At 70.5% G+C, this 21,688-nt stretch carries 18 protein-coding genes and 1 pseudogene; 10 read left to right on the plus strand and 9 right to left on the minus strand.

Annotated features, from left to right (window positions below; all coding sequences use genetic code 11):
- Positions 1 to 76 precede the first annotated feature (76 nt).
- From HYV93_15375 to HYV93_15415, 9 genes and pseudogenes are all read left to right on the plus strand, one after another.
- Positions 77 to 949: an LLM class F420-dependent oxidoreductase gene (locus tag HYV93_15375; GenBank protein ID MBI2527354.1), complete on the plus strand. Its 873-nt coding sequence runs from the start codon at positions 77 to 79 to the stop codon at positions 947 to 949.
- A 366-nt stretch (positions 950 to 1,315) separates the two neighbouring features.
- Positions 1,316 to 1,975, plus strand: coding sequence for a GntR family transcriptional regulator (locus tag HYV93_15380; GenBank protein MBI2527355.1), 660 nt, complete (start codon positions 1,316 to 1,318; stop codon positions 1,973 to 1,975).
- 4 nt (positions 1,976 to 1,979) lie between these two features.
- Positions 1,980 to 3,230 carry an amidohydrolase family protein gene (locus tag HYV93_15385; protein ID MBI2527356.1) on the plus strand — a complete coding sequence of 417 codons (1,251 nt, stop codon included), beginning with the start codon at positions 1,980 to 1,982 and terminating at the stop codon, positions 3,228 to 3,230.
- Positions 3,231 to 3,244: 14 nt separating this feature from the next.
- Positions 3,245 to 4,237 (plus strand): ABC transporter substrate-binding protein, encoded by a 993-nt coding sequence (locus tag HYV93_15390; protein ID MBI2527357.1) that lies wholly within the window; start codon positions 3,245 to 3,247, stop codon positions 4,235 to 4,237.
- 43 nt (positions 4,238 to 4,280) lie between these two features.
- Positions 4,281 to 6,356 (plus strand): annotated as a pseudogene (locus HYV93_15395) (hydantoinase/oxoprolinase family protein).
- 2 nt (positions 6,357 to 6,358) lie between these two features.
- Positions 6,359 to 8,014 carry a hydantoinase B/oxoprolinase family protein gene (locus tag HYV93_15400; GenBank protein MBI2527358.1) on the plus strand — a complete coding sequence of 552 codons (1,656 nt, stop codon included), beginning with the start codon at positions 6,359 to 6,361 and terminating at the stop codon, positions 8,012 to 8,014.
- A gap of 20 nt (positions 8,015 to 8,034) precedes the next feature.
- On the plus strand, positions 8,035 to 8,832 hold the full coding sequence (locus tag HYV93_15405) for an ABC transporter ATP-binding protein (GenBank protein ID MBI2527359.1): 798 nt from the start codon (positions 8,035 to 8,037) through the stop codon (positions 8,830 to 8,832).
- The gene (locus tag HYV93_15410; protein MBI2527360.1) at positions 8,829 to 9,680 is read left to right on the plus strand and encodes an ABC transporter permease; all 852 of its coding nucleotides are present in this window, start codon (positions 8,829 to 8,831) and stop codon (positions 9,678 to 9,680) included. The genes HYV93_15405 and HYV93_15410 overlap by 4 nt, the downstream gene beginning before the upstream one ends.
- An 18-nt stretch (positions 9,681 to 9,698) precedes the next feature.
- Positions 9,699 to 11,000, plus strand: a complete 1,302-nt coding sequence (locus HYV93_15415; GenBank protein ID MBI2527361.1) for an aspartate aminotransferase family protein — start codon at positions 9,699 to 9,701, stop codon at positions 10,998 to 11,000.
- A gap of 371 nt (positions 11,001 to 11,371) precedes the next feature.
- Here HYV93_15415 and HYV93_15420 read toward each other — a convergent pair whose 3' ends face one another.
- From HYV93_15420 to hydA, 6 genes are read right to left on the minus strand one after another with little or no spacing between them, the layout of a single operon-like run.
- Complete coding sequence (locus HYV93_15420; GenBank protein MBI2527362.1) at positions 11,372 to 11,824, minus strand: carboxymuconolactone decarboxylase family protein; 453 nt, start codon at positions 11,822 to 11,824, stop codon at positions 11,372 to 11,374.
- Positions 11,821 to 12,594, minus strand: coding sequence for an enoyl-CoA hydratase/isomerase family protein (locus HYV93_15425; protein ID MBI2527363.1), 774 nt, complete (start codon positions 12,592 to 12,594; stop codon positions 11,821 to 11,823). Before HYV93_15425 ends, HYV93_15420 begins: the two co-directional genes overlap by 4 nt.
- A gap of 41 nt (positions 12,595 to 12,635) precedes the next feature.
- Complete coding sequence (locus tag HYV93_15430; protein MBI2527364.1) at positions 12,636 to 13,739, minus strand: ABC transporter ATP-binding protein; 1,104 nt, start codon at positions 13,737 to 13,739, stop codon at positions 12,636 to 12,638.
- The gene (locus HYV93_15435; protein MBI2527365.1) at positions 13,739 to 15,409 is read right to left on the minus strand and encodes an iron ABC transporter permease; all 1,671 of its coding nucleotides are present in this window, start codon (positions 15,407 to 15,409) and stop codon (positions 13,739 to 13,741) included. Before HYV93_15435 ends, HYV93_15430 begins: the two co-directional genes overlap by 1 nt.
- Before the next feature lie 34 nt (positions 15,410 to 15,443).
- Positions 15,444 to 16,535 carry an extracellular solute-binding protein gene (locus HYV93_15440; GenBank protein MBI2527366.1) on the minus strand — a complete coding sequence of 364 codons (1,092 nt, stop codon included), beginning with the start codon at positions 16,533 to 16,535 and terminating at the stop codon, positions 15,444 to 15,446.
- A gap of 51 nt (positions 16,536 to 16,586) precedes the next feature.
- Positions 16,587 to 17,957: a dihydropyrimidinase gene (gene hydA, locus HYV93_15445; GenBank protein ID MBI2527367.1), complete on the minus strand. Its 1,371-nt coding sequence runs from the start codon at positions 17,955 to 17,957 to the stop codon at positions 16,587 to 16,589.
- A gap of 682 nt (positions 17,958 to 18,639) precedes the next feature.
- Between hydA and HYV93_15450 the strand changes: the two genes are divergently transcribed.
- On the plus strand, positions 18,640 to 18,840 hold the full coding sequence (locus HYV93_15450) for a cold-shock protein (GenBank protein MBI2527368.1): 201 nt from the start codon (positions 18,640 to 18,642) through the stop codon (positions 18,838 to 18,840).
- A gap of 311 nt (positions 18,841 to 19,151) precedes the next feature.
- On the opposite strand, the gene HYV93_15455 is transcribed toward HYV93_15450, so the two are convergent.
- The 3 genes from HYV93_15455 to HYV93_15465 all read right to left on the minus strand — a co-directional run bounded on the left by HYV93_15455 (position 19,152) and on the right by HYV93_15465 (position 21,565).
- Positions 19,152 to 19,355 carry a hypothetical protein gene (locus tag HYV93_15455; protein MBI2527369.1) on the minus strand — a complete coding sequence of 68 codons (204 nt, stop codon included), beginning with the start codon at positions 19,353 to 19,355 and terminating at the stop codon, positions 19,152 to 19,154.
- Positions 19,356 to 19,427: 72 nt separating this feature from the next.
- Entirely contained in the window at positions 19,428 to 21,197 is a 1,770-nt protein-coding gene (locus HYV93_15460; GenBank protein ID MBI2527370.1) for a hypothetical protein, read from the minus strand.
- Positions 21,194 to 21,565, minus strand: coding sequence for a hypothetical protein (locus HYV93_15465; protein MBI2527371.1), 372 nt, complete (start codon positions 21,563 to 21,565; stop codon positions 21,194 to 21,196). The genes HYV93_15460 and HYV93_15465 overlap by 4 nt, the downstream gene beginning before the upstream one ends.
- Positions 21,566 to 21,688 lie beyond the last annotated feature (123 nt).

Below are 21,688 nucleotides of genomic sequence, written 5' to 3' on the forward strand. Positions count from 1 at the left end.
AGGAAGTGGCCAGCTCGCTTCGCTTGGAGGACTTGGATGTGCGCACCGCGAGTCAACGCTCCGGGAGGAGGGCTACATGAAGATCGGCGTCGTGCTGCCGCAGACCGAGATCGGGAACGACCCGGCCGCCATCAAGGCGTATGCGGAGGCCGTCGAGGAGATGGGCTTCACGCATATCCTGGTCTTCGACCACGTGCTGGGCGTCAATCCAGATCGCCCGGGCGGGTGGAAGGGGCCCTACACGTATCGCCACGGTTTCCACGAGCCCTTCGTGCTCTTCGGATTCCTGGCCGCCGCCACGCGCCGGGTCGAGCTGGTGACGGGCATCATCATCCTGCCGCAGCGGCAGACCGCGCTGGTCGCCAAGCAGGCCGCGGCCGTCGACGTACTCTCGGGGGGGCGGCTGCGGCTCGGGGTTGCCGTCGGCTGGAACCCGGTCGAGTTCGAGGCGCTCGGCGAGGATTTCTCGACCCGGGGCCGGCGGATCGAGGAGCAGGTCGAGGTGATGCGTGCGCTCTGGACGCGGGAGCTGGTGACGTTCGCGGGGAAGCGCCATCGGATCTCCGACGCCGGCCTCAACCCGCTCCCGGTGCAGCGACCGATCCCGGTGTGGATGGGCGGCGAGAGCGAGGTCGTCCGGCAGCGGATGGCCCGTATCGCCGACGGATGGATGCCCCACTTCCGGCCCGGCGCGCCGGCGCAGGCCACCGTCGATCGGCTCCACGGCATGATCCGCGACGCCGGCCGCGACCCGAAGGCGTTCGGGATCGAGGGCCGCATGACGCTGCCCCAGATCCCGCCGGCGGACTGGCGCAAGGAGCTGGAGGGATGGCGCGCGATGCGCGGGATCAGCCACCTCTGCATCCACACCTCCGGGATGGGGCTGGCGACGCCGGCCGATCACGTCGAGACGCTGCGCCGCTTCCGGGAGACCGTCGGCCTCCCGTAGCGCAGGCGCCCCTCGAGCCCTGCACGTCGGCGAAGAGCGCCGTGACCTGCCTGCGCTCGCCCTCCAGCGCATCGTGCGACGTGAGGATCTCCTCGGCTGGGTGGCGCGGGGTGTAGCTGCCGCGCGGGTTGCAGACGCGATTCCGCGGCGGGTTGGCGGCGGTGCACGCGGGACAGCCGAGCGACAGCCGGCCCCCGCGTCGTCCGCAGACCCTCGTGGCGGGCGGATGCGCGCCGCGGCACCGCTGCGCGGCGCCGCCGCACCCGTCTAATTTCGGCTTGACATCGCACAGGTGTAGACTTCACAGTCTTCAAGATTGTCGACAATCGAGCGTGCCGACGGCCGGAGACCGTCGAGGGGAGACTGGTGCGCAGAGGTGCGACCGACATCGCGCGCGTCCTGGAAGAAGACATCGTGGCCGGGCGGCTCCGGCCGCGCGAGCGGCTGGTGGAGACGGAGCTCGCGCAGCGCTTCCAGACGAGCCGAGCGCCGGTGCGCGAGGCGCTGCGGCTCCTCGAATCCGACCGGCTCGTTATCAAGCCGCCGGCCAAGGGCGTGCGCGTCGCCGACCTTTCGCTCGAAGAGGCCGAGGAGATATTCGTGATTCTCGGGACGCTGCAGGGGCTGGCCGCGAGGCTCGCGGCCCGCAGGATGTCCCCGGCCGACCTGAGACGCCTCGAGCAGACACTCAGGAAGATGGAGCGACTCGGCACCGCGACGGACCTCCACGGCTATTTCGACCTCAATCTCGTCTTTCACGATCTGATCGGCCGGGCGGCTCGGAACCAGAAGCTGCAGCGGCTGACCGACAGCCTCGGCAAGCAGGCGAGCCGCTACCGGTTCGCGGCGATGGCGGGCGACGGGCGCGTGGCGAAGTCCATTCGCGAGCATCGGGCGATCTTGGAGGCGATCCGGGCTGGCAAGGGGCGCCTGGCTTTCAAGATCGCCGAAGAGAGCGCGGCCGGCGCCTTCAAGGCCCTCCGCCGCGCGCGCACGCGGCCGGATTCCCCCGTCCTTCTCGGCTGAGCCGATGCGGCTCGTTCTGCTTGGGGGGCAGGTGATCACCGGTGACGGCACGCGATGGGAGCGCGGCGTGGTCGTCGTCGACGGCGAGACCATCTCGGAAATCGCCGACGCGCTGGCCTATCGGGGCCGTCCAGAAGATCGAGTGATCGATCTCGAAGGACACACGGTGCTGCCCGGGATCATCGACTGCCACGCCCACCTGACGCTCGACGGCGGCCCGAACAACGTGCAGCAGGCGCGCGCGGACACGCGCCCGTGGGCGACCATCCGCGCCCTCCGGAATGCGGCGGCCGCTCTCTCCGCGGGCGTCACGACGCTCCGGGATGCGGGGGGTGACGGTGAGGTCGTGTTCGCTGTGCGCGACGCGATCGCGCGCGGGCTCGCGACGGGGCCTCGGGTGGTGGCGTGCGGCCGCCCCGTCTGCATCACGGGTGGTCACGGGTGGTGGATCCCGGGGCTCGAGGCCGACGGGCCGGCGGCCGTGCGGCAGGGCGTGCGGAGCCTCGTGAAGGGCGGGGCCGACGCGATCAAGCTGATGGCGACGGGCGGGCTCACGGAGGTGTCGCCGGACGTGGGGATGCGCGCCTCGCAGATGGAGGAGGACGAGCTTGCGGCGGGCGTGGCCGAGGCGCGCAAGGCGGGCCGGCGAACGCCCGCGCATGCGCACGGCGCGGAAGGGGCCAGGCGGGCGGCGCGGGCGGGGGTCGACTCGATCGACCACGGGATCTTCCTCGACGACGAGGCCTGCGGGATCATCGCCGAGCGCGGCGCGTGGTACACGCCGACGTTGCGCGCGACCGCGCCGTCGCCGCTGAAGACCGTCGATGCGGGCTGCCCGGCGCACATCGTCGAACGTCATCGGATCGCCCAGGGCCATCACGCCGAAAGCTTCCGGCGTGCACTGCGGGCGGGCGTGCGCATCGGTTACGGAACTGACTCGGGATCCACCGGCAACACCCACGGCGAGAACCTTGCCGAGCTCGCGTTGATGGTGGACCTCGGGCTGCCTCCGCTGGCGGCGCTCCACTGCGCCACGGCCGGCGCCGCGCGGCTGCTCGGCCTCGACGATCGGCTCGGCACCCTCGCGCCGGGCAAGCAGGCCGATCTCATCGTCGCCCGCGGGGACGTGCTGGCCGACATCCGTTCCCTGGCCGATCCGCACACCGTACGCGCGGTCGTTCGCGGCGGCGAGATCGTCGTCGCGAAGGACGGGCTCGTTGCCAGGAACACCCTCACCGCCAAGGACTGCCACTGATGAGGAGGACGCAGATGAGACGCTCGCTTGGGATCGCAACGCTTGCCGCGCTGTTGCTGGTCACGGCCGCCGGCGTTACTCGTGCGGAGTCGATCAGGATCGGCTGCCCGGCCGCCCTGCCGCTGTACTACCTGCCAGCCAGCGTGGCCGACTCTCAGGGATTCTTCCGCAAGGAAGGGCTGACCGTCGAGATGATCAACCTGGTCGGCTCCGACGCCGCGAAGGCGCTCCTGGCCAAGAGCGTCGACGTCAGCTGCAACTCGCTCGATCATGCAATCAAGGCGGCCGCCCAGGGCCAGCAGCTGAAGATGATCGTGGCGTTCCAGCGGACGCCGGCGATGGCGCTGCTCGTCCTGAACAAGCACCGCGACCAGATCAAGTCCGTCCGCGACCTCAAAGGCCGCGCCGTCGGCATCTCGGTGGTGGGGGCGAGCGCGCACCTGATGCTGCGGTACGTCCTCGACCGGGCCGGGCTCGGCGAAAGGGACGTCCGGCTCGTCTCCGTGCCGGGCCCCGCATTCATCGCGGCGATGAAGCAGGGCCAGATCGACGCGGGCATGAACTTCGAGCCGTTCGTCACGCGCTTGATCCGCGAGGGCGTGGCGTTCCCGCTGCTCGACCTGCGCCCCGTGAAAGCCGCCGAGGCCGTGATGGGTGGCCCGGAGTTCGTCCACACCGGGATGCTGGCGCGGGCGGAGACGATCCGCGACCGGCCGGCGACGATCCAGAAGGTGGTCAACGCGATCGTCCGCGCCCACCGGTGGATCCAGGAGCACTCGCCAGCCGACATCGCGAACGCCCTCCCCGACCTCAAGGACAAGGAGGACTTCATCACCGCGATGGGCACGCTCAAGGATGCCTACTACCCGGCGGGGGTGCCAACGGAGGCGGGCGTGATCAAGACCATCGGGTTCCACCGGGCGGTCGGCACCTTGACGGCCGATCAGCGGCTCGACCCGCGCGCCCTGCTCGACACGACGTTCGTGCTCAAGGCGTCGGCGCCGTAGTCCGTTCACGCTCTTCCACGGGGGATCCTCGGTGGCCAAGGCAAAGCGGCTGTTGCTCGGCATCGACATCGGAGGGACGTTCACGGACCTCGTCCTGCTGGACCCCGCATCATGCGAGATGCGGGTGGAAAAGGTGCTCACCACCCCGGAGGCGATCGAGCGCGGCGCGCTCGACGGCTTCCGCAAGCTCGTCGCCGGGGGCATGGCGCCAGCCGCGATCGGGCGCGTGATCCACGCGACCACCGTCGCCACGAACGCGGTCATCGAGGGGAAGGGGGCCTGCACGGGCCTCATTACCACGCGTGGCTTTCGGGACGTCATCGAGATCGGCCGGGAGATCCGTTACGATCTCTATGACCTCGCCATCGCCTTCCCGCCGCCCCTCGTGCCCCGCGCGCGCCGCATGGAGGTCGACGAGCGCCTCGCAGGGGACGGCTCGGTGCTCCGGCCGCTCGACGGCGCCGCGGTGGAAGCGGCGGCGGCCGGGCTGCTCGCTGACGGCGTGACCTCGGTCGCGATCGGGTTCCTGCACTCCTACGCCAACGGCGCCCACGAGGCGGACGCGGCGAAGGCGATCGCCGCCCGGCATCCCGACCTGTCGCTGAGTCTGTCGTCCGAAGTGGCCCCGGAGATCCGCGAATACGAGCGGTTCGCCACCACGGTGGTCGACGCCTACATCAAGCCGCTCGTCAGGGGCTACCTGGAGCAGCTCGAACGGACGCTCCGGCAGGAGCGCTTCAAGGAACGGCTGTTCATCATGCTCTCGAACGGCGGCATCGCCGCGCCCGCCGTCGCCGGCGCGACGCCGGTGAAGATGCTCGAGTCCGGACCGGCGGCCGGGACGCTGGCGGCGGCCTTCTACAGCCGGCAGCTGCGGACGGACAACCTGCTCGCCTTCGACATGGGCGGTACGACGGCGAAGATCTCGCTGGTGGAAGACGGCCAGATCGAGCGGACGCGCGAGTTCGAGGTGGCGCGCGTGCACCGCTTCAAGCGCGGCAGCGGGTACCCACTTCGCACCTCCGCCATCGAGCTGACGGAGATCGGCGCGGGCGGGGGGAGCATCGCCCGGAGGGATCCGCTGGGACTCCTGAAGGTCGGGCCGGAGAGCGCGGGCGCGGCGCCGGGGCCCGCGTGCTACGGCCGGGGGGGCACGGAGCCGACGGTGACGGACGCGTTGGTCGTCCTCGGATACCTGAACGCCGACTATTTCCTCGGCGGCTCGATGGCGCTCGATCGGAAGGCAGCCGAGAAGACCATTGACGCGCTCGCCGAGAAGCTCGGCATGAGCCCCGTCGACACGGCGGCCGGCATCTACGACGTCATCAACGAGAAGATGGCCGCCGCGATCCGGATGCACCTGGCGGAGCAGGGGCGGGATCCCCGGCTCTTCTCCCTGTTCGCGTTCGGCGGCGCCGGCCCGCTCCACGCCTCCGAGCTGGCCCGCCGGCTCGGAATCCGGCGCGTGATCTGCCCGCTTGGTGCCGGTGCCACCGCCGCCTTCGGCGCGCTCGTCGCGCCTCCCGCGATGGACCTCGTCCGTTCCTACCAGACGGACTTGGCGACGGCCGACTGGGCGCGGGTCAACCGGCTCTTCGAGCAGATGGAAGCGGAAGGGCTCGCGATGCTTGGCGAGGCGGGCGTGCCCCGGCAGGCCGTGCGCTTCGACCGTACCGTCGACGTCCGGTACGCCTTCCAGGGGTACGACCTTTCGGTCCCCACGCCGGCGGGGCGCCTCTCGGCGGCGGTCACGGGGCGCCTGCGGGCCTCGTTCGAAAAGGCGCATGCCGAACGGTACGGACGCCGCTACTCGGACGTCCCGGTGGAGGGGGTGAACTGGCGCGTGTGGGCGTGCGCCCCGGCCCTCTCCCTCCGGACACGGCGCGCGGCGCCGGCGAGCGCGACGCCACCGCTCAAGGGCAAGCGCCGCGTGTACCTGCCCCAGGGGCGGAAGTTCGTGGAGGCGCCCGTCTACGACCGCTACCTGATGCCCGCCGGACGCGCGCTGCGCGGCCCCGCCATCCTGGAGGAGCGCGAGTCGACCGTGGTCGTTGGATCGCGATGCACGTTCCGGATCGATCCGCAGCAGAACCTCGTCATGGACCTGGAGGAGGCGTAGCGATGGGCCGCCGCTTCGATCCGATCACGACCGAGATCCTCTGGCAGCGGCTCATCGCGCTCGTGGACGAGGCGTCGATCAACCTCGTGCGCAGCTCGTTCTCGACCGCGGTGCGCGAAGCGAACGACTACGCTTGCGTGTTGATGGACGCGCGCGGCGATGCCGTGGCGCAGGCGAGCGTGAGCGTGCCCTCGTTCATCTGCACGCTGCCCATCTCCGTGAAGCATTTCCTGCGTCGCTTCCCGCCCGCGTCGCTCTCGCCCGGCGACGTGCTGATCTCGAACGACCCGTGGATGTGCAATGGCCATCTTCCCGACGTCAACCTGGCCGCGCCAATCTTCATGGGCCGCCGCCTCGTCGGCTTCGCCGGCGCGGGCGCCCACTGGCCGGACGTTGGGGGCAACCAGTACTCGGCGGAGTCGCGTTCCGTGTTCGAGGAGGGGTTGCGAATCCCGATCTGCAAGATCGTGGAGCGCGGGCGCGAGAACCCGGTCGTGATCGACTTCATCCGCAACAACGTCAACGTCCCCGACCGTGTGCTCGGCGACATGCGGGCGCAGCTCGCGGCCCTGCGCGCGATGAGCGATGGGCTGGTACGGCTGGTCCGCGAGTATCGCTTGGCCGACTTCGGGCCGCTCGCGGCGCACATCCAGCAGCTCGCCGAGGCGGAGATGCGCCGGGAGATTCGGAAGATCCCCAACGGGCGCTACCAGGGGTCGGTCGAGACGGACGGCTTCGACGCCCCGCTCCGCCTCGTGGCCACCGTCGCGGTCGAGGGGGCGAAGTTGATGGTCGACTACACGGGGACGTCGCCCCAGACCGAGCGCGGGCTCAACAGCGTGCCCAACTTCACCTACGCATACACGGCCTACACCCTCAAGTGCCTGCTGGCGCCGCATACGCCGAACAACGAGGGGAGCTTCCGTCCCATCTCCGTCACCGCCCCGCTCGGCTCGGTGCTGAACCCGCGCTTCCCGGCGCCCGTGAACGGCCGCACGATGTCCGGCCATTTCCTGCACGCGCCGATCTTCAAGGCGCTCGCCGCTGTGCTGCCCGACCGTGTGATGGGCGAGAGCGGGGGGTGTCCGATCTGGGGACCCATGTGGGCGGGCACGCACCGGGGGGAACGCTTCACGCACCTCCATTCGGCGAACGGTGGCCTCGGGGCCTCGGTCTCGCGCGACGGCGTGTCCTGTCTGCCGTTCCCGAGCAACGTGCCCAACACGCCCGTCGAGATCACCGAAGCGGCGGCGCCGCTTCTGGTCGAATGCAAGGCGCTGCGCCAGGACTCCGCGGGGGCCGGGGAGTACCGCGGCGGACTCGGCCAGGTAGTGGCCATCCGCGTCACCGCCGCGCAGCCGGTCACGGCCGCCCTCCGCTGTGACCGCACGCGCCGGCCGGCGGAGGGCCTCCACGGCGGGCAGCCGGGCGCGACGGGCCGGGTGCTGATCAACGGGGCGGTGAATGCGGACCCGAAGGCGAAGATGCGGCTCCAGCCCGGCGACGTGCTGACGATGGAGACGCCGGGCGGCGGCGGATTCGGCGATCCCCGGAAGCGCGACCGCGGCGCGGTCGAGGCGGATCTCCGGAACGGGCTGATCTCCGAGTCGGCGGCGCGCGACATCTACGGCCTCGCCGCGAGTCCCGGGGACCCGTGAGCCTCTCGTCCCCGGCGGTCGTGGCCGCGGCGCCTCCCGTCATCGAGCTTCGCGGCGTGGCGAAGACGTTCGTGACGAAGGGGCGGGCCCTGGCCGCGCTGGCGGACGTCAGCTTCTCCGTCGCGCCCGGCGAGTTCATCGCCATTGTCGGGCCCAGCGGATGCGGGAAGTCCACGCTCCTGAACCTGATCGCCGGGCTCGGCGGCGCAGTGACGGGGCAGGTACTGTATCGCGGTGCGCCCGTCCAGACCGTGAACACGGGTGTCGGCTACGTCACGCAGGACGACAACCTCCTGCCATGGAAGACGGCCGCGGGCAACGTCGGGGTCGCGCTCGGGCTCCGCATCCGGAGGATGCCGCCGGGTGAGCGCAGCCGCCGGGTGCGCGCTTATCTCGACAAGATGAACCTCACGGGCTTCGAGCACTACTACCCGGCGGAGCTGAGCGGCGGGATGCGCAAGCGAGTCGCCCTGGCCCGGGCGCTCGTCTACGATCCCGAGACGCTGCTCATGGACGAGCCCTTCGGCGCGCTCGACGCCCAGCTGAAGCTCGTCCTTCAGGACGAGCTCCTTCGCATCTGGGAGGCCACAAGGAAGACCGTTGTCTTCGTCACCCACGACCTGTCCGAGGCGCTGATCCTCGCGGACCGCGTGGTCGTGCTGACGGGGCGCCCCGGCCGGGTGAAGCTGATCCGCGAGGTCGACCTGCCGCGGCCACGGGACGCCTTCCAGGTGCGCTTCACCGAGCACTTTGGGCGGCTCCACCGGGAGCTGTGGGACGCGCTCAAGGCGGAAGTGCGGAAAGGGGAGGACGTGTGACGCCGAGCCGCGACGAGGCGATCATCGAGCGCGAGGCGGCTGAGGCGCGTCCCGTGTCCGCCCCGCTGGCCGAGAGCTCGGGCGACGAGGACGCCCCCGCGCCGCGACTCTGGGCGGCCCGGCTCGTGCTCGCCACCGTGATCCTCGGACTCTGGGAGGCCATCGGCGGGCGGTGGGTCGATCTCTTCTGGATGAGTAAGCCCTCGCTCATCATCAAGGACCTGATCGTGCAGGTGCGGACGGGCGAGATCGTCGTTCACCTCGCCGCGACGCTCGAGGAGATGGCCATCGGACTCGTCGTCGGCGGCGGCGTCGGGGTCTTCCTCGGCCTCGTGCTCGGGCGCCGTCGGGTGCTCGCCGACGTCCTCAACCCGTTCATCATCGCCCTCTACAGCCTGCCGAAGGTCGCCCTGGCGCCCCTGTTCATCCTGTGGTTCGGGATCGACCTGCTGTCGAAGGTCATTCTCGTAGCTGTCATCGTCGCCTTCCTCGTGTTCTTCAACACCTATTCCGGCGTGCGCGAGGTGAATCCGAACCTGCTCAACGTGCTCCGCGTGATGGGTGCCACCAACCAGGAGATCTTCCGGCAGGTGATCCTGCCATCGGCCGGCTCCTGGATCCTGACCGGATTCCGCATCGCCGTGCCCTACGCGCTGATCGGCGCCGTCGTCGGCGAGCTGATGGCATCGAGCAAGGGCATCGGCTACCGGCTGACGTACGCCGCCCAGATGTTCGACACCACCCGTGTCTTCACGGCGCTCCTCGTTCTCATGCTCGTGGCCGCCGTGCTCAACGAGGTCGTGACCCGCATCGAGGCGTGGGCGCTGCGCTGGAAAGCGAAGGGATAAGCCCCAGAGGGGATCGCGATGGACGACCGACAGCTTCGCCAGTGGGCGCAGGACCATCTCATCCGCACGGGCCTTCTCATCGATGTCGTCCCGCCGTGGGAAGGGCCCATCTTCGCCCGCGCGCAGGGCAGCGTCATCGTGGACACGGCCGGCAAGGAGTATCTTGACTTCAACTCGGGCCAAATGTGCTCGGCCCTCGGCCACAACAACCCGCGCGTCGTGAAGGCCATCCAGCAGGCGGCGACCACGCTGACCCACGCCAGCTCCGTCTTCTACAACGTGCCGCAGATCGAGCTCGCGAAACGTCTCGCGGACCTCGTCGACCGGCCGCTCGCCAAGTCGATGTTCATCCAGTCGGGGGCGGACTCGACCGAGGGTGCCATCCTCCTCGCCCGGCGTTACACCGGCAGGACCGCCATCGGCGCCTTCCACCTGGCCTTCCACGGCTACAGCGACGTGACGCGGGCGATGAGCTTCTGCGCGACCGCGCCGGGCTACGGCCCCGTCTTGCCCGGCATCTACGCCTTTCCGACGCCGTACTGTTACCGGTGCCGCCAGCGACCGGCCGACGGCGGTTGCTGCATGACGTCGCTCACCGTCGGTCTCGAGGTCCTCGATCGTCAGTGCGGCGGCGAGCTAGCCGGCATCATCGTCGAACCGCTCGTCAGCGCGGGCGGTGTCATCGATCTCCCGCCCGGCTTTCTCGGCGCCCTACGGCGCGAGTGCGACAAGCGCGGCGCGCTCCTCATCCTCGATGAGGCGCAGACTGGGCTCGGCAAGCTGGGGACGATGTTCGCCTACCAGGAGGCAGGCGTGATACCGGATATCATGACGCTCTCGAAGCACCTGGGTGGTGGCATCGCGGTGAGCGCCGTCGTGACCACGGCGGCGATCGAGGACCGCGCGGCCGCGGGAGGGATGATCTTCGGCCACTCGCATTCTGGAGACCCGTTGGCGTGCGCGGCTGCGGTCGCGAGCATCGAGGAGATCGTGGCCGAGAACCTGCCGGAGAAGGCGCGCCACATCGGCCAGCAATGGCAGTCGCTGATGGGCGAGCTTCAGAAGCAGCACGAGGTCATCGGCGACATCCGCGGCCGCGGTCTCCTGCAGGGCGTCGAGCTCGTCCGCGACCGGGAGACCCGGGTACCGGCGACCCGCGAGACGACGAAGGTCTTCCAGGAGTGCGTGCGCACGGGCCTCCTCTTCTCGGTCCGCGGCCCGCATCGCAACGTCCTCCGCTTCGTCCCGCCGTTCACGACGACGCCCGAGCAGCTGGCGCGCGCCGCGGAGATGCTCGACGCCGCGATCCGCAAGGCGTGAATCCGCGTGCCAGAGCGGCGCGGGCGCCGGCCCCATCGGAGACGACATTCTTCCGTGACCGTTCCCCGATGACATCTTGGCGTGGCACCAGCACCTGCACCGCCGCGCCCTCGATTCGACGCGTGGCCGCGATGCTACGGACGCGCTGGCCAGCGACCGTGCCGGCGCGGAGACGAGCCATCGCCGATCAGCGCTGAGCCGCGTGCTTCCCGTGCCTGGAGCGCCGCCACCGCCGCTCGCGTCTGCTCCCCGTCGCCGCCCTCCGCCTCACGGGCCGAGTGCTCGTTCCCGCGGCCGATCGCGCCGGACGCGCTCCGGAATCGCCGCGCCAATAGACCATGCGCGGCGCGGAGACCGTCAAGCGCCCGCCGTCAGCGGCGTGCAGAGGTCCGGGACCGCGACGCTCGTCGGCCGCCTCGCCCGGTCGCCGGACGCTCCAGCTCCACTCTGGCCACGGGAAAGCACTCCATCCAGGCCGCCAGTCCCCCCATGAACCGGGGGAGGCCAGCGGCGAGGGCCAGCACTTCCAGGACCTCGAGGACCTCCACCTTCGTGGCGCCATGCCGCTTCGCCACCTCGATGTGGGCGGCGATGTGCCCCTGGCCCGAGCCGAGGGCGGTGTGGACGGCGACCGAGATCAGCTCTTTCGTCTTGCGGTCGAGCCGCCGGTTGTTCGTGTAGGAGATCGCGAGCAGGTCGTTCACCGCCTTCATGAACGGCAGGTCCTCGGCCACCAGCACCTTGTGGTAGTCGAGCACGTAGCCGCGCCGCCGCGCCATCTCCTGCAGGTAGGCGCGCTGGCGGCCGACGTCACTCCGGCTCATCGGTGGGAGTCCAACGTCGCCAGCGTTTCGAGGCTCAGGAAATAGCCCAGCCCCTCGTCGATCGCCTTCCGCAACGGGTGGATCAGGACGAGCCGCGTGTAGCGCAGCAAGAGGTCGGGTTTCGCCGCGAGCTGCCGGGCCAGCTCCCAGGCCCGCGGCAACAACGCGCGCCGGGGCATGACCTCGGCCACCAGCCCGAGGTCCTTCGCCTCCGCGGCCGACAGCACCTGCCCGGTCAGCATGAGGTACCGCGCTCGGTTCAATCCCAGCAGCATCGTATAGACGACGTTGATCCCGTCGCCCGGCACGTGCCCGCCGAGCTGGAAATGCGCGGTGTCCTCGAACGTCGCGTCTTCGGCCGCGAGGACGATGTCGCACATCAACGCGAGTTCCGCGTGCCGCTTGGCCGGCCCGTTCACCACCGCGATCATCGGGATCTCGATGTCGAGGAGCCTCGTCACCAGCCGCCGGGCGTTCCAGTGGACCCGGTCCAGCCCCGCCGGCGTCAGCTCGACCCCGCCCTCTGCATACACCGTCCGGTGGGGATCGGACCGCGGGCCGATGAACTCCTCCCCGGTGCCGGTCAGGATGACGAGCCGGTTGCCCCGATCCGCTCCGACCGCGCCGAGCGCCTCGACCAGCTGCGCCTGCGGTCGCAGGCCCCACCGCAACGGGCCGCCGTCCGTGTGGAGCGTCATCTGGAGGGTGCCGTCGCGCCGCTCCATCAGGATGTGGTCATACTGCTGCGAGTACTCGTCGAAGGTGGACATGGTTTCCTCCGTGGCTGGATCGCGAGGGCCCGCGCCGCCGTTCAGCGCGCGTCGTCCGCGATCAGGCAGATGTGCTCGGGGTCGACCGACACGAACAACGTCTCGCCGACCTCGGCGGAGAAGTCGGCCGGGCTCTGGGCCTGGAGGACGCGGGACCCCGCGCGCAGCTGGACGATGGTGAGGTTGCCCTGGAACAGGACGCCGTCGACCTGGCAGCGCAGCACGTTGGCGGCCGCGGGGCGCGTGCGGTCGAGGCGGAGGTGCTCGGGGCGGATGCAGAGGAGGACCGGCCCCCCGTCGCCTCCCTCCCCGGGGACCGGGCGGCCCAGGCGCAGGGGCCCCTCGGCGACGTCCGCGGCGAGCCGCCCCACCCGGCCGCCGTCGGCGGCGACCGCAACCGTCGCCTCGAGGACGTTCGCGGCGCCGATGAACTGGGCCACGAACCGGTCAACGGGCCGCGCGTAGAGCTCCCGCGGCCGGCCCTCCTGGCGGATCCGCCCGGCGCTCATGACGATGACGCGGTCGGAGATCGTGAGGGCCTCGATCTGGTCGTGGGTCACGTAGATCGCCGTGATCCCGACCCGGTGGAAGAGGCGGCGCAGCTCGTCGCGCATCCGCTCGCGCAGCTTGGCGTCGAGGTTGCTGAGCGGTTCATCGAGCAGTAGGAGCTTCGGCTGATAGGCCAGGGCCCGGGCCAGGGCCACCCGTTGTTGCTGGCCGCCCGAGAGCTCCGCGGGGTGCCGTCCCCGGAGCTCGTCGAGCTCCACCAGGCGGAGCGCCTCCGCCGTGCGCTCGGCAGCCTCCCGCCGCGGGAGCTTCCTCGCCTTGAGGCCGTAGGCCACGTTGTCGAACACGGTCATGTGGGGCCAGAGAGCATAGGATTGAAACACCATGCCCAGGCCCCGCCGCTCGGGAAGGGTGAACAGCCCGCGCGCGACCGACGTGACCGTCTCCCCGTCGATCCGGATCTCGCCGGCGTCGGGCGCCTCCAGGCCGGCGATGCACCGCATCGTCGTCGTCTTGCCGCACCCGCTGGGGCCCAGGAGCGTCACCAGCTCGCCCTTGTCGACGCTGAACGTCACCTCCGCCACCGCCAGCGCCGGCCCGAACCGCTTCGCGAGCCCGACCACGTCGAGGTACGGCACTAAAAGGCTACGCCCCGGCCGCCCGTCAGCTTCATGAAGACGTAGGTGGCGGCCAGGATGATCACCGCCTGGACGAGGGCCAGCGCCGCCACCGCCGGCGACGGCTCGAGCTCCGAGAAGATGTAGATCGCCACCGACATCACCACCGACTGATGGGCGTAGAGCAGGCTCGCGATGTCGAATTCCCGCATGAAGATGATGAACACGATCAGCCACGCCGAGACGATCCCGGGCTTGAGCAGCGGATAGAGGACGTCGCGGAGCATCCGGAAGAAGGAGGCGCCGCCGACCCGCGCGCTCTCCTCGAGCTCCGGATCGATGGCGAGCAGGACGGAGGAGATAGGGCGGAGGGCGAAGACCTCGAACCGGGTCAGCAGGCCGGCCACGATGATCCAGACCGTCCCGTAGATCGGGGTGTGGATGTACGTCAGCAGCACGCCGACCCCGATCACGACGCCGCCGAAGGCGATCGGCATCGTGACGACGAAGTCGAGCGGGCCGCCCAGCCGGCTGCGCGAGCGATGGATGGCGTGGGCCAGCACGATCCCGATCCCCACCGCCAGGGTGGCCCCCACCGTCGAGATGAGCAGGGTGTTGACGATCGCCCGCCGGACGACCTCCGACGCGAACACCGCGCGGTAGTGGTGCGCCGTCAGCAGGCTGGGGTCGAAGCGGCCGGTCCACACCCGCGACGCCGAGACGAGGACGAGCGTCGCGATCGGCAGCACCAGGGTGAGCGTGAGGAAGCCGAGACAGAACGCGAGGGCCGCCCACCGCCAGCGCCCGAGCGGGATCACCCGCGGCGCGTAGCTCTTGCCCGTGATCGTGACGAACCGCTGGCCCCGGGTGGCGCGTTGCTGGCCGAGCCACCCGGCCAGCGTGAGGGTGACGAGGACCAGGCTCACCGCCGACGCCTTGCCGTAGTCGGGCCGGAACGCGAGGATCTCGAAGATCTGGGTCGAGAGCGTCTTGATGCGGACGGGCGCCCCCAGGAAGAGCGGGACGGCCAGGGACCCGGCCGCGGTCACGAAGATCAGGAGCAGCGCCGAGACGATGCCCGGCGCGGCCAGAGGCAAAGTGATCCGCCGGGCGGTCTGGAGGACTCCGAAGCCGGCCACCCGGGAGGATTCCTCCAGCCGAGGATCCATGCCGGCGAGCGTGGCCTTGGCGAACAGGTACATGATCGGGGTAAGGAAGAGCCCCTCGACGAAGGCCATGCCGCCCACGGTGTGGATGTCGAGCGGGGGCCGCGTGAGCCCCAGCCCGCCCACCAGGAGGCCGTTGAGGATCCCGATCTTCGGCGAGGCGAGGAACTTCCAGGCGATCGCGCCCTGGAACGACGAGATGAAGAAGGGAAGCAGGTAGAGCCGGTCGAGCGGCCGGCGCGCCGGCATGTCGGTGCGGGCGGTCAGCCAAGCCAGGGGGATCCCGAACAGGGCGGCCACCCCCGTGGCCCCGAGGGTGAAGGCCAGCGTGGTGAGCACGGCCTCCCGGATGCGGTCGTCGGTCAGGACCTCCACGTAGTTCTCGACGGAGTAGACCGTCCTGCCGCTCGGATCCTCGAGCGAGAGGCTGCCGTGGATCAGCGTGGCGACCGGGCCCAGGACCATCGCCGACGCGGCGACCCCGATGACGACCTTGATGGCCTTCTCGGGCGTCAGCCAGACCATGGCGCCGCCGCCGGCGCGACCGGGCGCACCGGCCCTAGAGACCGAAGGTCCTGATGAAGGTCTTCCGGAACTGGTCGAGCTCCTTCTGGGCGACCTTCCGGTAGTCGAACGGGATCAGGTTCAGCTTCGTGATCAGGGGGAGCAGCCGCTCGTTCGGGCTCTCGACGTCCGGCCGGAAGGAGAGATAGCCGGACTCGCCCATGAGGTACTGCTGCCCTTCCTTCGAGGCGTGGAACAGCCTGACCAGCCGGGCCGCGTTGGGGTGGGGCGCGCTCTTGAAGCTGAAGAAGCCGTCGACCACCGGCACGATCCCGTCCTTCGGATAGGCGACGCGCAGGGCAGCTTTGTTCTGGGTGACCGCCCGGTAGGCGGAGAAGGAGGTGCTCACGACGATCGGGTACTCGCCGGACACCGCCGCCTCGACCAGCGTCTCGGAGCTGACGATGAACCCCGGCTTGATCCGGGCCAGGTCCTCGAAGTACTTCGCGGACAGCTTGGTGCGGAGCACGTAGAAGTACTGAGTCCACCCCGCCGACTTCGACGCATCGCCGATGGCCACCCGGCCGACGTGCTTCGGGTTCAGCAGGTCGCCCCAGCCCTCGAGGGTGTCCTGGACCTTCTGCGGGTTCCAGATGATGACCGGCACCCACATCGTCGGCACCCAGTAGCCCGGCTCGGCGTGGATCGTCGCGTAGGCCTTCTCCTCGGGGTTCGCCCATTCCTGCAGGAGCCCCTTGGCCTTGAGCCCGAAGAGCCAGGGCCCCATGGGGAAGCGGACGAAGTCCGCCGCGAGCTTGCCAGCCTTGAGCTCGGTCTCCAACCGCCCCTGGAGATCGGCGGTCTTGTAGACCGCCTCTTCGACCGCGAAGCTCTCGGGCAGCCCGCAGTAGGCGCGGAAGTGCCGGCCGAACTTCTCGCCCAGGGAGGCCGGCGCGTAGATCACGACCTTGCCCTCCGCCCGGCTCCCCTCGATGAGCCGTGCCACTTCCTGCTTCACCGGCCCGGGCTGGAGGCGAGCGAGCGCCGGCGGCTCGGCCGCGCCCGCGGTCCGCGGCCGGACGGCGTCGGTCAGGACGTGCACCGATGTCGCACCCAGCCCGACCCTGAGGAACGTTCTCCGGTTCATGACCACTCCTCTCTGGATCTCACGCGATGACGACCCAGGCCTTCGTTCCCCTCAGAGCGCCGCGAAGCGGCGGCGCCGGATCAGCTTACCCCGGCCGGGACTTCCCACCACCCGCCCGTTCTCGTAGATCACCTCTCCCCGGGAAATGGTGACCGTCGGCCAGCCCCGCACCTCGAAACCCTCGAACGGATCGTGCCCGGCCCGGGACAGCATCGCCTTACCGACGATGGTGTGGCGCAGGCCGGGGTCGAAGACGACGATGTCGGCGTCCCCGCCCACCGCGATCGTGCCCTTGTCGGGGTACAGGCCGAAGAGCTTGGCCGGGTTGGTGGCGACCACCTCGATCCAGCGGTTCAGCGTGAGGCGTCCCCGGGCCACGCCCTCGGAGTAGAGCATCGGCACCAGGGTCTGGATGGCCGGGGCCCCGGCCGGGATCTCGGCGAAGCTCCGGCACGGGTCCGTCTTGACCTCGGTGGTGATCGGGCTGTGATCCGTGGCGACCGTCTGGATCAGGCCGCTGCGGAGCCCGTCCCAGAGCGCCTTCTGGTCCTGGGCCGTCCGGAGCGGCGGATACACCACGTACTTGCCGCTCTCGCGGCCGGGCAGCTCGTACTGCGCGTCCGTCAGGTAGAGGTAGACGGGGCGGGTCTCCACGTAGACGGGGAGGCCGGCCGCCCGGGCCGCGCTCGTCACGCCGAGGGCCTGAGCGTTCGAGAGGTGCACGATGTAGACGGGCGCCTCGGCCCCCAGGCAGAAGGAGACCGCCTCGGCGGTCGCGGCCGCCTCGGCGTGCACGGGGCGACTGAGCGGGAAGTAGCGCGGATCCCCCTTGCCCTGGGCGAGGAGCTGCTCGGTGAGGTAGCTGATCACGGGCTGGAGCTCGCAGTGGACCGTCGTGAGCGCGTCGTGCCGGCCGGCCTGGGCGATCAGGCGCATGAACTCGGCGATGCGGGCATGGAACTGCCCCCGGTGCATGAAGAGCTTGACACTCGGGAAGCCGGCGGCCACGACGTCGGGGAGCTCGGCCACCGCGTTCGGGCTCGGGTCGCAGACGGCCAGGTGGAAGCCGTAGTCGACGATCGCCCGGTCGCGGGCCAGCGCGTCGGCCGCTTCCACCGCCGCGCGCAGTGACCCACCCTCGGTCTGGCAGGCGAAGTCGATGAGGGAGGTCACGCCGCCCGCCGCCGCGGCCATCGTCCCGGAGACGAAGTCATCGGCCTTGGGCGTGCCGAACACCGGAGCCAGGTGGACGTGGGCGTCGACCCCGCCCGGGATGACGAGTTTGTCCCGGGCGTCGATCTCGCGGGCGCCGGCGGGAACGGTGCCGCCCAACTGCACCACCGTGCCCCGTTGGACGCCCACGTCCGCCTGGTACGTGTCGCCCGCAGTGACGACCGTGCCGCCCCGAATCACCAGATCCATCCGTCGCCTCCCCGCGCTCGGTGTGCGTGCCGCTGCCCGCTCCGGCAGCCGCCGCCAGCATTGCTCGGGTCACCCCGGGATGACAATAGTGCGCTCGCTCTAGCTCGGGTGAGCCCGCTCGACGTGTGCGGCGTCGCGTTCGTCCCCGAGCGGCTTGCTCCACCGCCCCGGTCCATGGCCGCGCCACCATCCTCGCTCGTCACGACCTCCGCTCAGCCACCCGGGGGACGCGGCACCGGAAGCCCACGTCTCGACGGAATTCCGCGGGTACGTGTACCAGATGGCCCGGTGGCCCTCGGCTTCCGGTGCTTGAGCGACGTCGAGGGTAGCACGACGCGGCGCCGCCGGCCCGCACTCGGCTCCAGAGCCGCGTTCATCACGAGGGGCAATCCTCATGCGTCCATCCTCCCCCGCGAGTCGCGCACCGTGCAGCCCCACGACCGGCGGGCCCCCGTGACATCCCGTCCGTCCGTCCGTTGACGCCTTGACATCGAGCCGGCGGGCCTGTATGGTGACTTCAGGTTTCAGGTTCACCCGGCTGCGATTGGAGAGATTCGAGATCAAACGCCGCGAGGACCCCGGGTCCTGCGGCGTTTTTGTTTGTCCTCCATTTCAGGAGGACGCCCCGCCATGGTGGCGGGTTTCACCGAGGCGCGAGCCTCAGAAGAAAGAGGTCGGTTCAATGGCACAGGGAACGGTCAAGTGGTTCAACGACGCGAAGGGCTACGGCTTCATCACCCAGGAGGCGGGGGAAGACGTGTTCGTGCACTTCAACGCCATCCAGGCGCAGGGCTTCAAGAGCCTTGCCGAGGGCGATAAGGTGGAGTTCGAGGTGACCAAGGGCCCGAAGGGGCTCCAGGCCGCCAACGTCCGCAAGATCTGACGCCGGAGCGGCGTCGAGTCGGGAGGCCGGGTCCCCGATCGGGGCGCAGAGTCAGGGCAAATGCCCTCTCTGCCCTGCCGATCCAGCGCGAGCTGGGCGGCGGACCCCCAGGACGAGCCCCGGCCTCCCGCCGGCGCCTGCCGGGTGAAGGAGAGCGCCGCGCCTCCGGCGCTCGAGCCCCCCACTCGGTCCCCCACAAGTGACGGGCGGCTCAAGCCGACCGGGAGCGCGTTCGTGTCAGCCCGTGGCCGAAGCAGGGCCCCGAGGGTGACAGGTTCCGCTGGGTCGCGGGACAGGAGGCATGGGAACGCCTACCGGCTCCGCGCTGCCCGGGCTCTCTTGAGCGCCTCGGGGTGCTTGGACCACCAGGTGTGGCCACAGATCCCGCACTGCAGCTCAGCGCGCTTGCCGTTCGGCCTGAGCCGCCCTGTCGCCACGATGTCCGCCACGAACTCGGGGCCGATGACGAAGGCGCGACTGCACCGCGGACAGAGGAGCCGCTCAGCACTCTTCATCCTGTCCGGAGCTGAGCGGCGGGGTCGTGGGCGGGCGGGCATGTCGGAAGAGAGTGTGGGCGTCGCCCCGACTCACTCCACCCGAAAGACGAGCCGGTGCGTGTCGGTCGCCGTCTGCCCGCTGGCGGTGTTGCCCTCGATGGACAGCACGAGCGTATTGAGGCCGGGTCCCAGCGGGATCCGCACGACCTGGTAGCCCTCCGGCTTTGGCGTGAAGCGCCCCGTGATGTTGTCGCCATTCAGCAGCGCGCTGAAGGTGACGGGCCTGACACGAGCGCCATAGAAGATGACCAGCGGGAAGCTGGTGACGCCGGCCCTGAGCCGGGTGTCGGGGCTCGTCGGGCTGGCGTACGCGAGGAATCGACTCGCTTCACCGTCGAAGCGGCCGCCGAGCGTCAGCGGGGTCCGGGCCGTGGACGCGTAGTCCAGGCGGTAGAGGTGCACGATCCCAGGCTCGGTGGGCACGTCCCGGAGCTCGGGCCGGGCGGTCGCCGTTCCGCTCCGATCCCAGGCGCGAAGATCCAGGCTGTAGCTCCCCCCGGCGGTGCCCGTCACGTGGAGTGTGTACGCGCCATCCATCGGCTGCCGGACGTCGAGCACCCTGCTCCGGCGGTCGACCCCCTCGTCCATGTAGGAAGACCTTGGGATCGTCCGGTGCGCCACCGTCGCGGTGGGGTCGAGGCCGGTGCGCCGGCCCTGCGGATCGGTCAGGATCAGGTTGCTCACCGCCTCCGCTCGGCTGGAGAGCAGGATGGTGACGCGCGAAAGATCGCGCACCTCGGCGATCGTCACCGCGGGCGTCGAGCCTGGCGCGTAGACCACCTCGTAACGATCGACGGCGCCTGGCTCCGCGGTGCGGCCCGCGTGCCGTGCGGTCGCCGGCATCCCCGCGCGATCGGGCACACGCACCCCGACGTGGTAGGGGACGCTCGGCGCCGAGGCGGTGATCTGGAGATCGTAGCGTCCTTCCACCGGTTCTCGGAGCATGAACCCGCTCTCCGCCGCCGTGCTGTGGGTCACCGCCGGCGCCTCCGAGTGCCAGGCGCCCGTCGCCGGGTCTCGTCCGAGGCGCCGCCCCCGCGGGTCGGTCAGCATCCAGCTCGTCACCGGACTCGGCGGCCGGCGGCTCGTCCTGTCCTGCTCCCCCGCGGCGACCCGGAGGACGAACGCCCGGGGAGCCAGGCGGAACGGATCCATCTCGACCACCCGGGGGGGCGGGCGTCGCGCCCGGGTCCAGACCCTGAACGTGTCGAGGATCGCCTTCAGCTCCCCCAGGTGCGCGGGCTCGCCGCGGGCCAGGAGGATGCGGCCGACCTCGTCGTCAGAGAGGTCGAGCGCGAAGATCGGTCCCCGCGGCCGCGTCTCGATCTTCCTCGGGGCGAAGCGCTCGTGGACCTCGGTCAGATGGATCTCGAAGCCGCGGAAGCCCTGCGCGGTCTTGAACGTCGAGCGCACCTCGGCCTTCGTGCAGTGGGTCGAGCTGTCGGGACCGTCCGCGATGCACTGGTTCGTTGCCACCTGAAGCGCGAAGTCCCGGGCCGACGGCGGCGTCCGGGTCTTGGCCGCCTCCGCCCGGTCGGCGCTCTCCATCTCCCGGATCTCGAGGCTGAAGAGCGCCCGCAGTCGTCGCGCGTCTCTCAGCCCGATGTCGATCCAGGGCGCGCAGGCGTCGCGGGCGCCCGAGGCCTCGAGGCTGTACGAGGGGGGATACCTGAGCTCGATGCCGCACGTCTGATCCTGATGGCTCTTCCACGGGGCCTCCGCGGCGCCGGTGCCGAGCGGCGCGGAGAGCGTGAGGACGAGAGCGCCGGCTCCGACGAGCCGAATGGAGTCCGGGATCACGGGGTGTTCGAGAAGGTTCGGCTCAAGGACACGGGCGCAGCCCACAGCGTCTGGCCGTTCCAGGTGAGCAGCGGTTGGCTCCAGCGCACGGTCACCCCGAGCGCGCTCGGCGACGCCGTGACGAGGACGTCGTCCGGGGTGAGGGGCGCGTCGGCGTGGCTGGCCCGGCTGATGACCTGGGCCTGAATGCGCCCGAGAAGGGCGCCGGGCTCGGCATCAGCGGTACGCCCGGCGGGTCGGGCGTCGACCACCACGCGCTCGATCACCTCGTTGAGCTCGAGATAGCGCCCGCCCGCCGCGACGGCCACCGAGCCGAGCCAGCCGATCACGGCCAGGACGACGCCCCAGCGCAAGAGTGTCATGACCATGGTGTTGTCTTCTCCTCGACCCGGGCCCAGGTCCTCGGCGCCCACGGTGGCGAGGCCGGCCCGGACCATGGGTACGGAACGAGGGAGTGCAGCCCCGGTGCCAACGCGCCCGCACGCGGAGAG

This window comes from Candidatus Rokuibacteriota bacterium (assembly GCA_016188005.1).
Taxonomy (GTDB): Bacteria; Methylomirabilota; Methylomirabilia; order Rokubacteriales; family CSP1-6; genus UBA12499.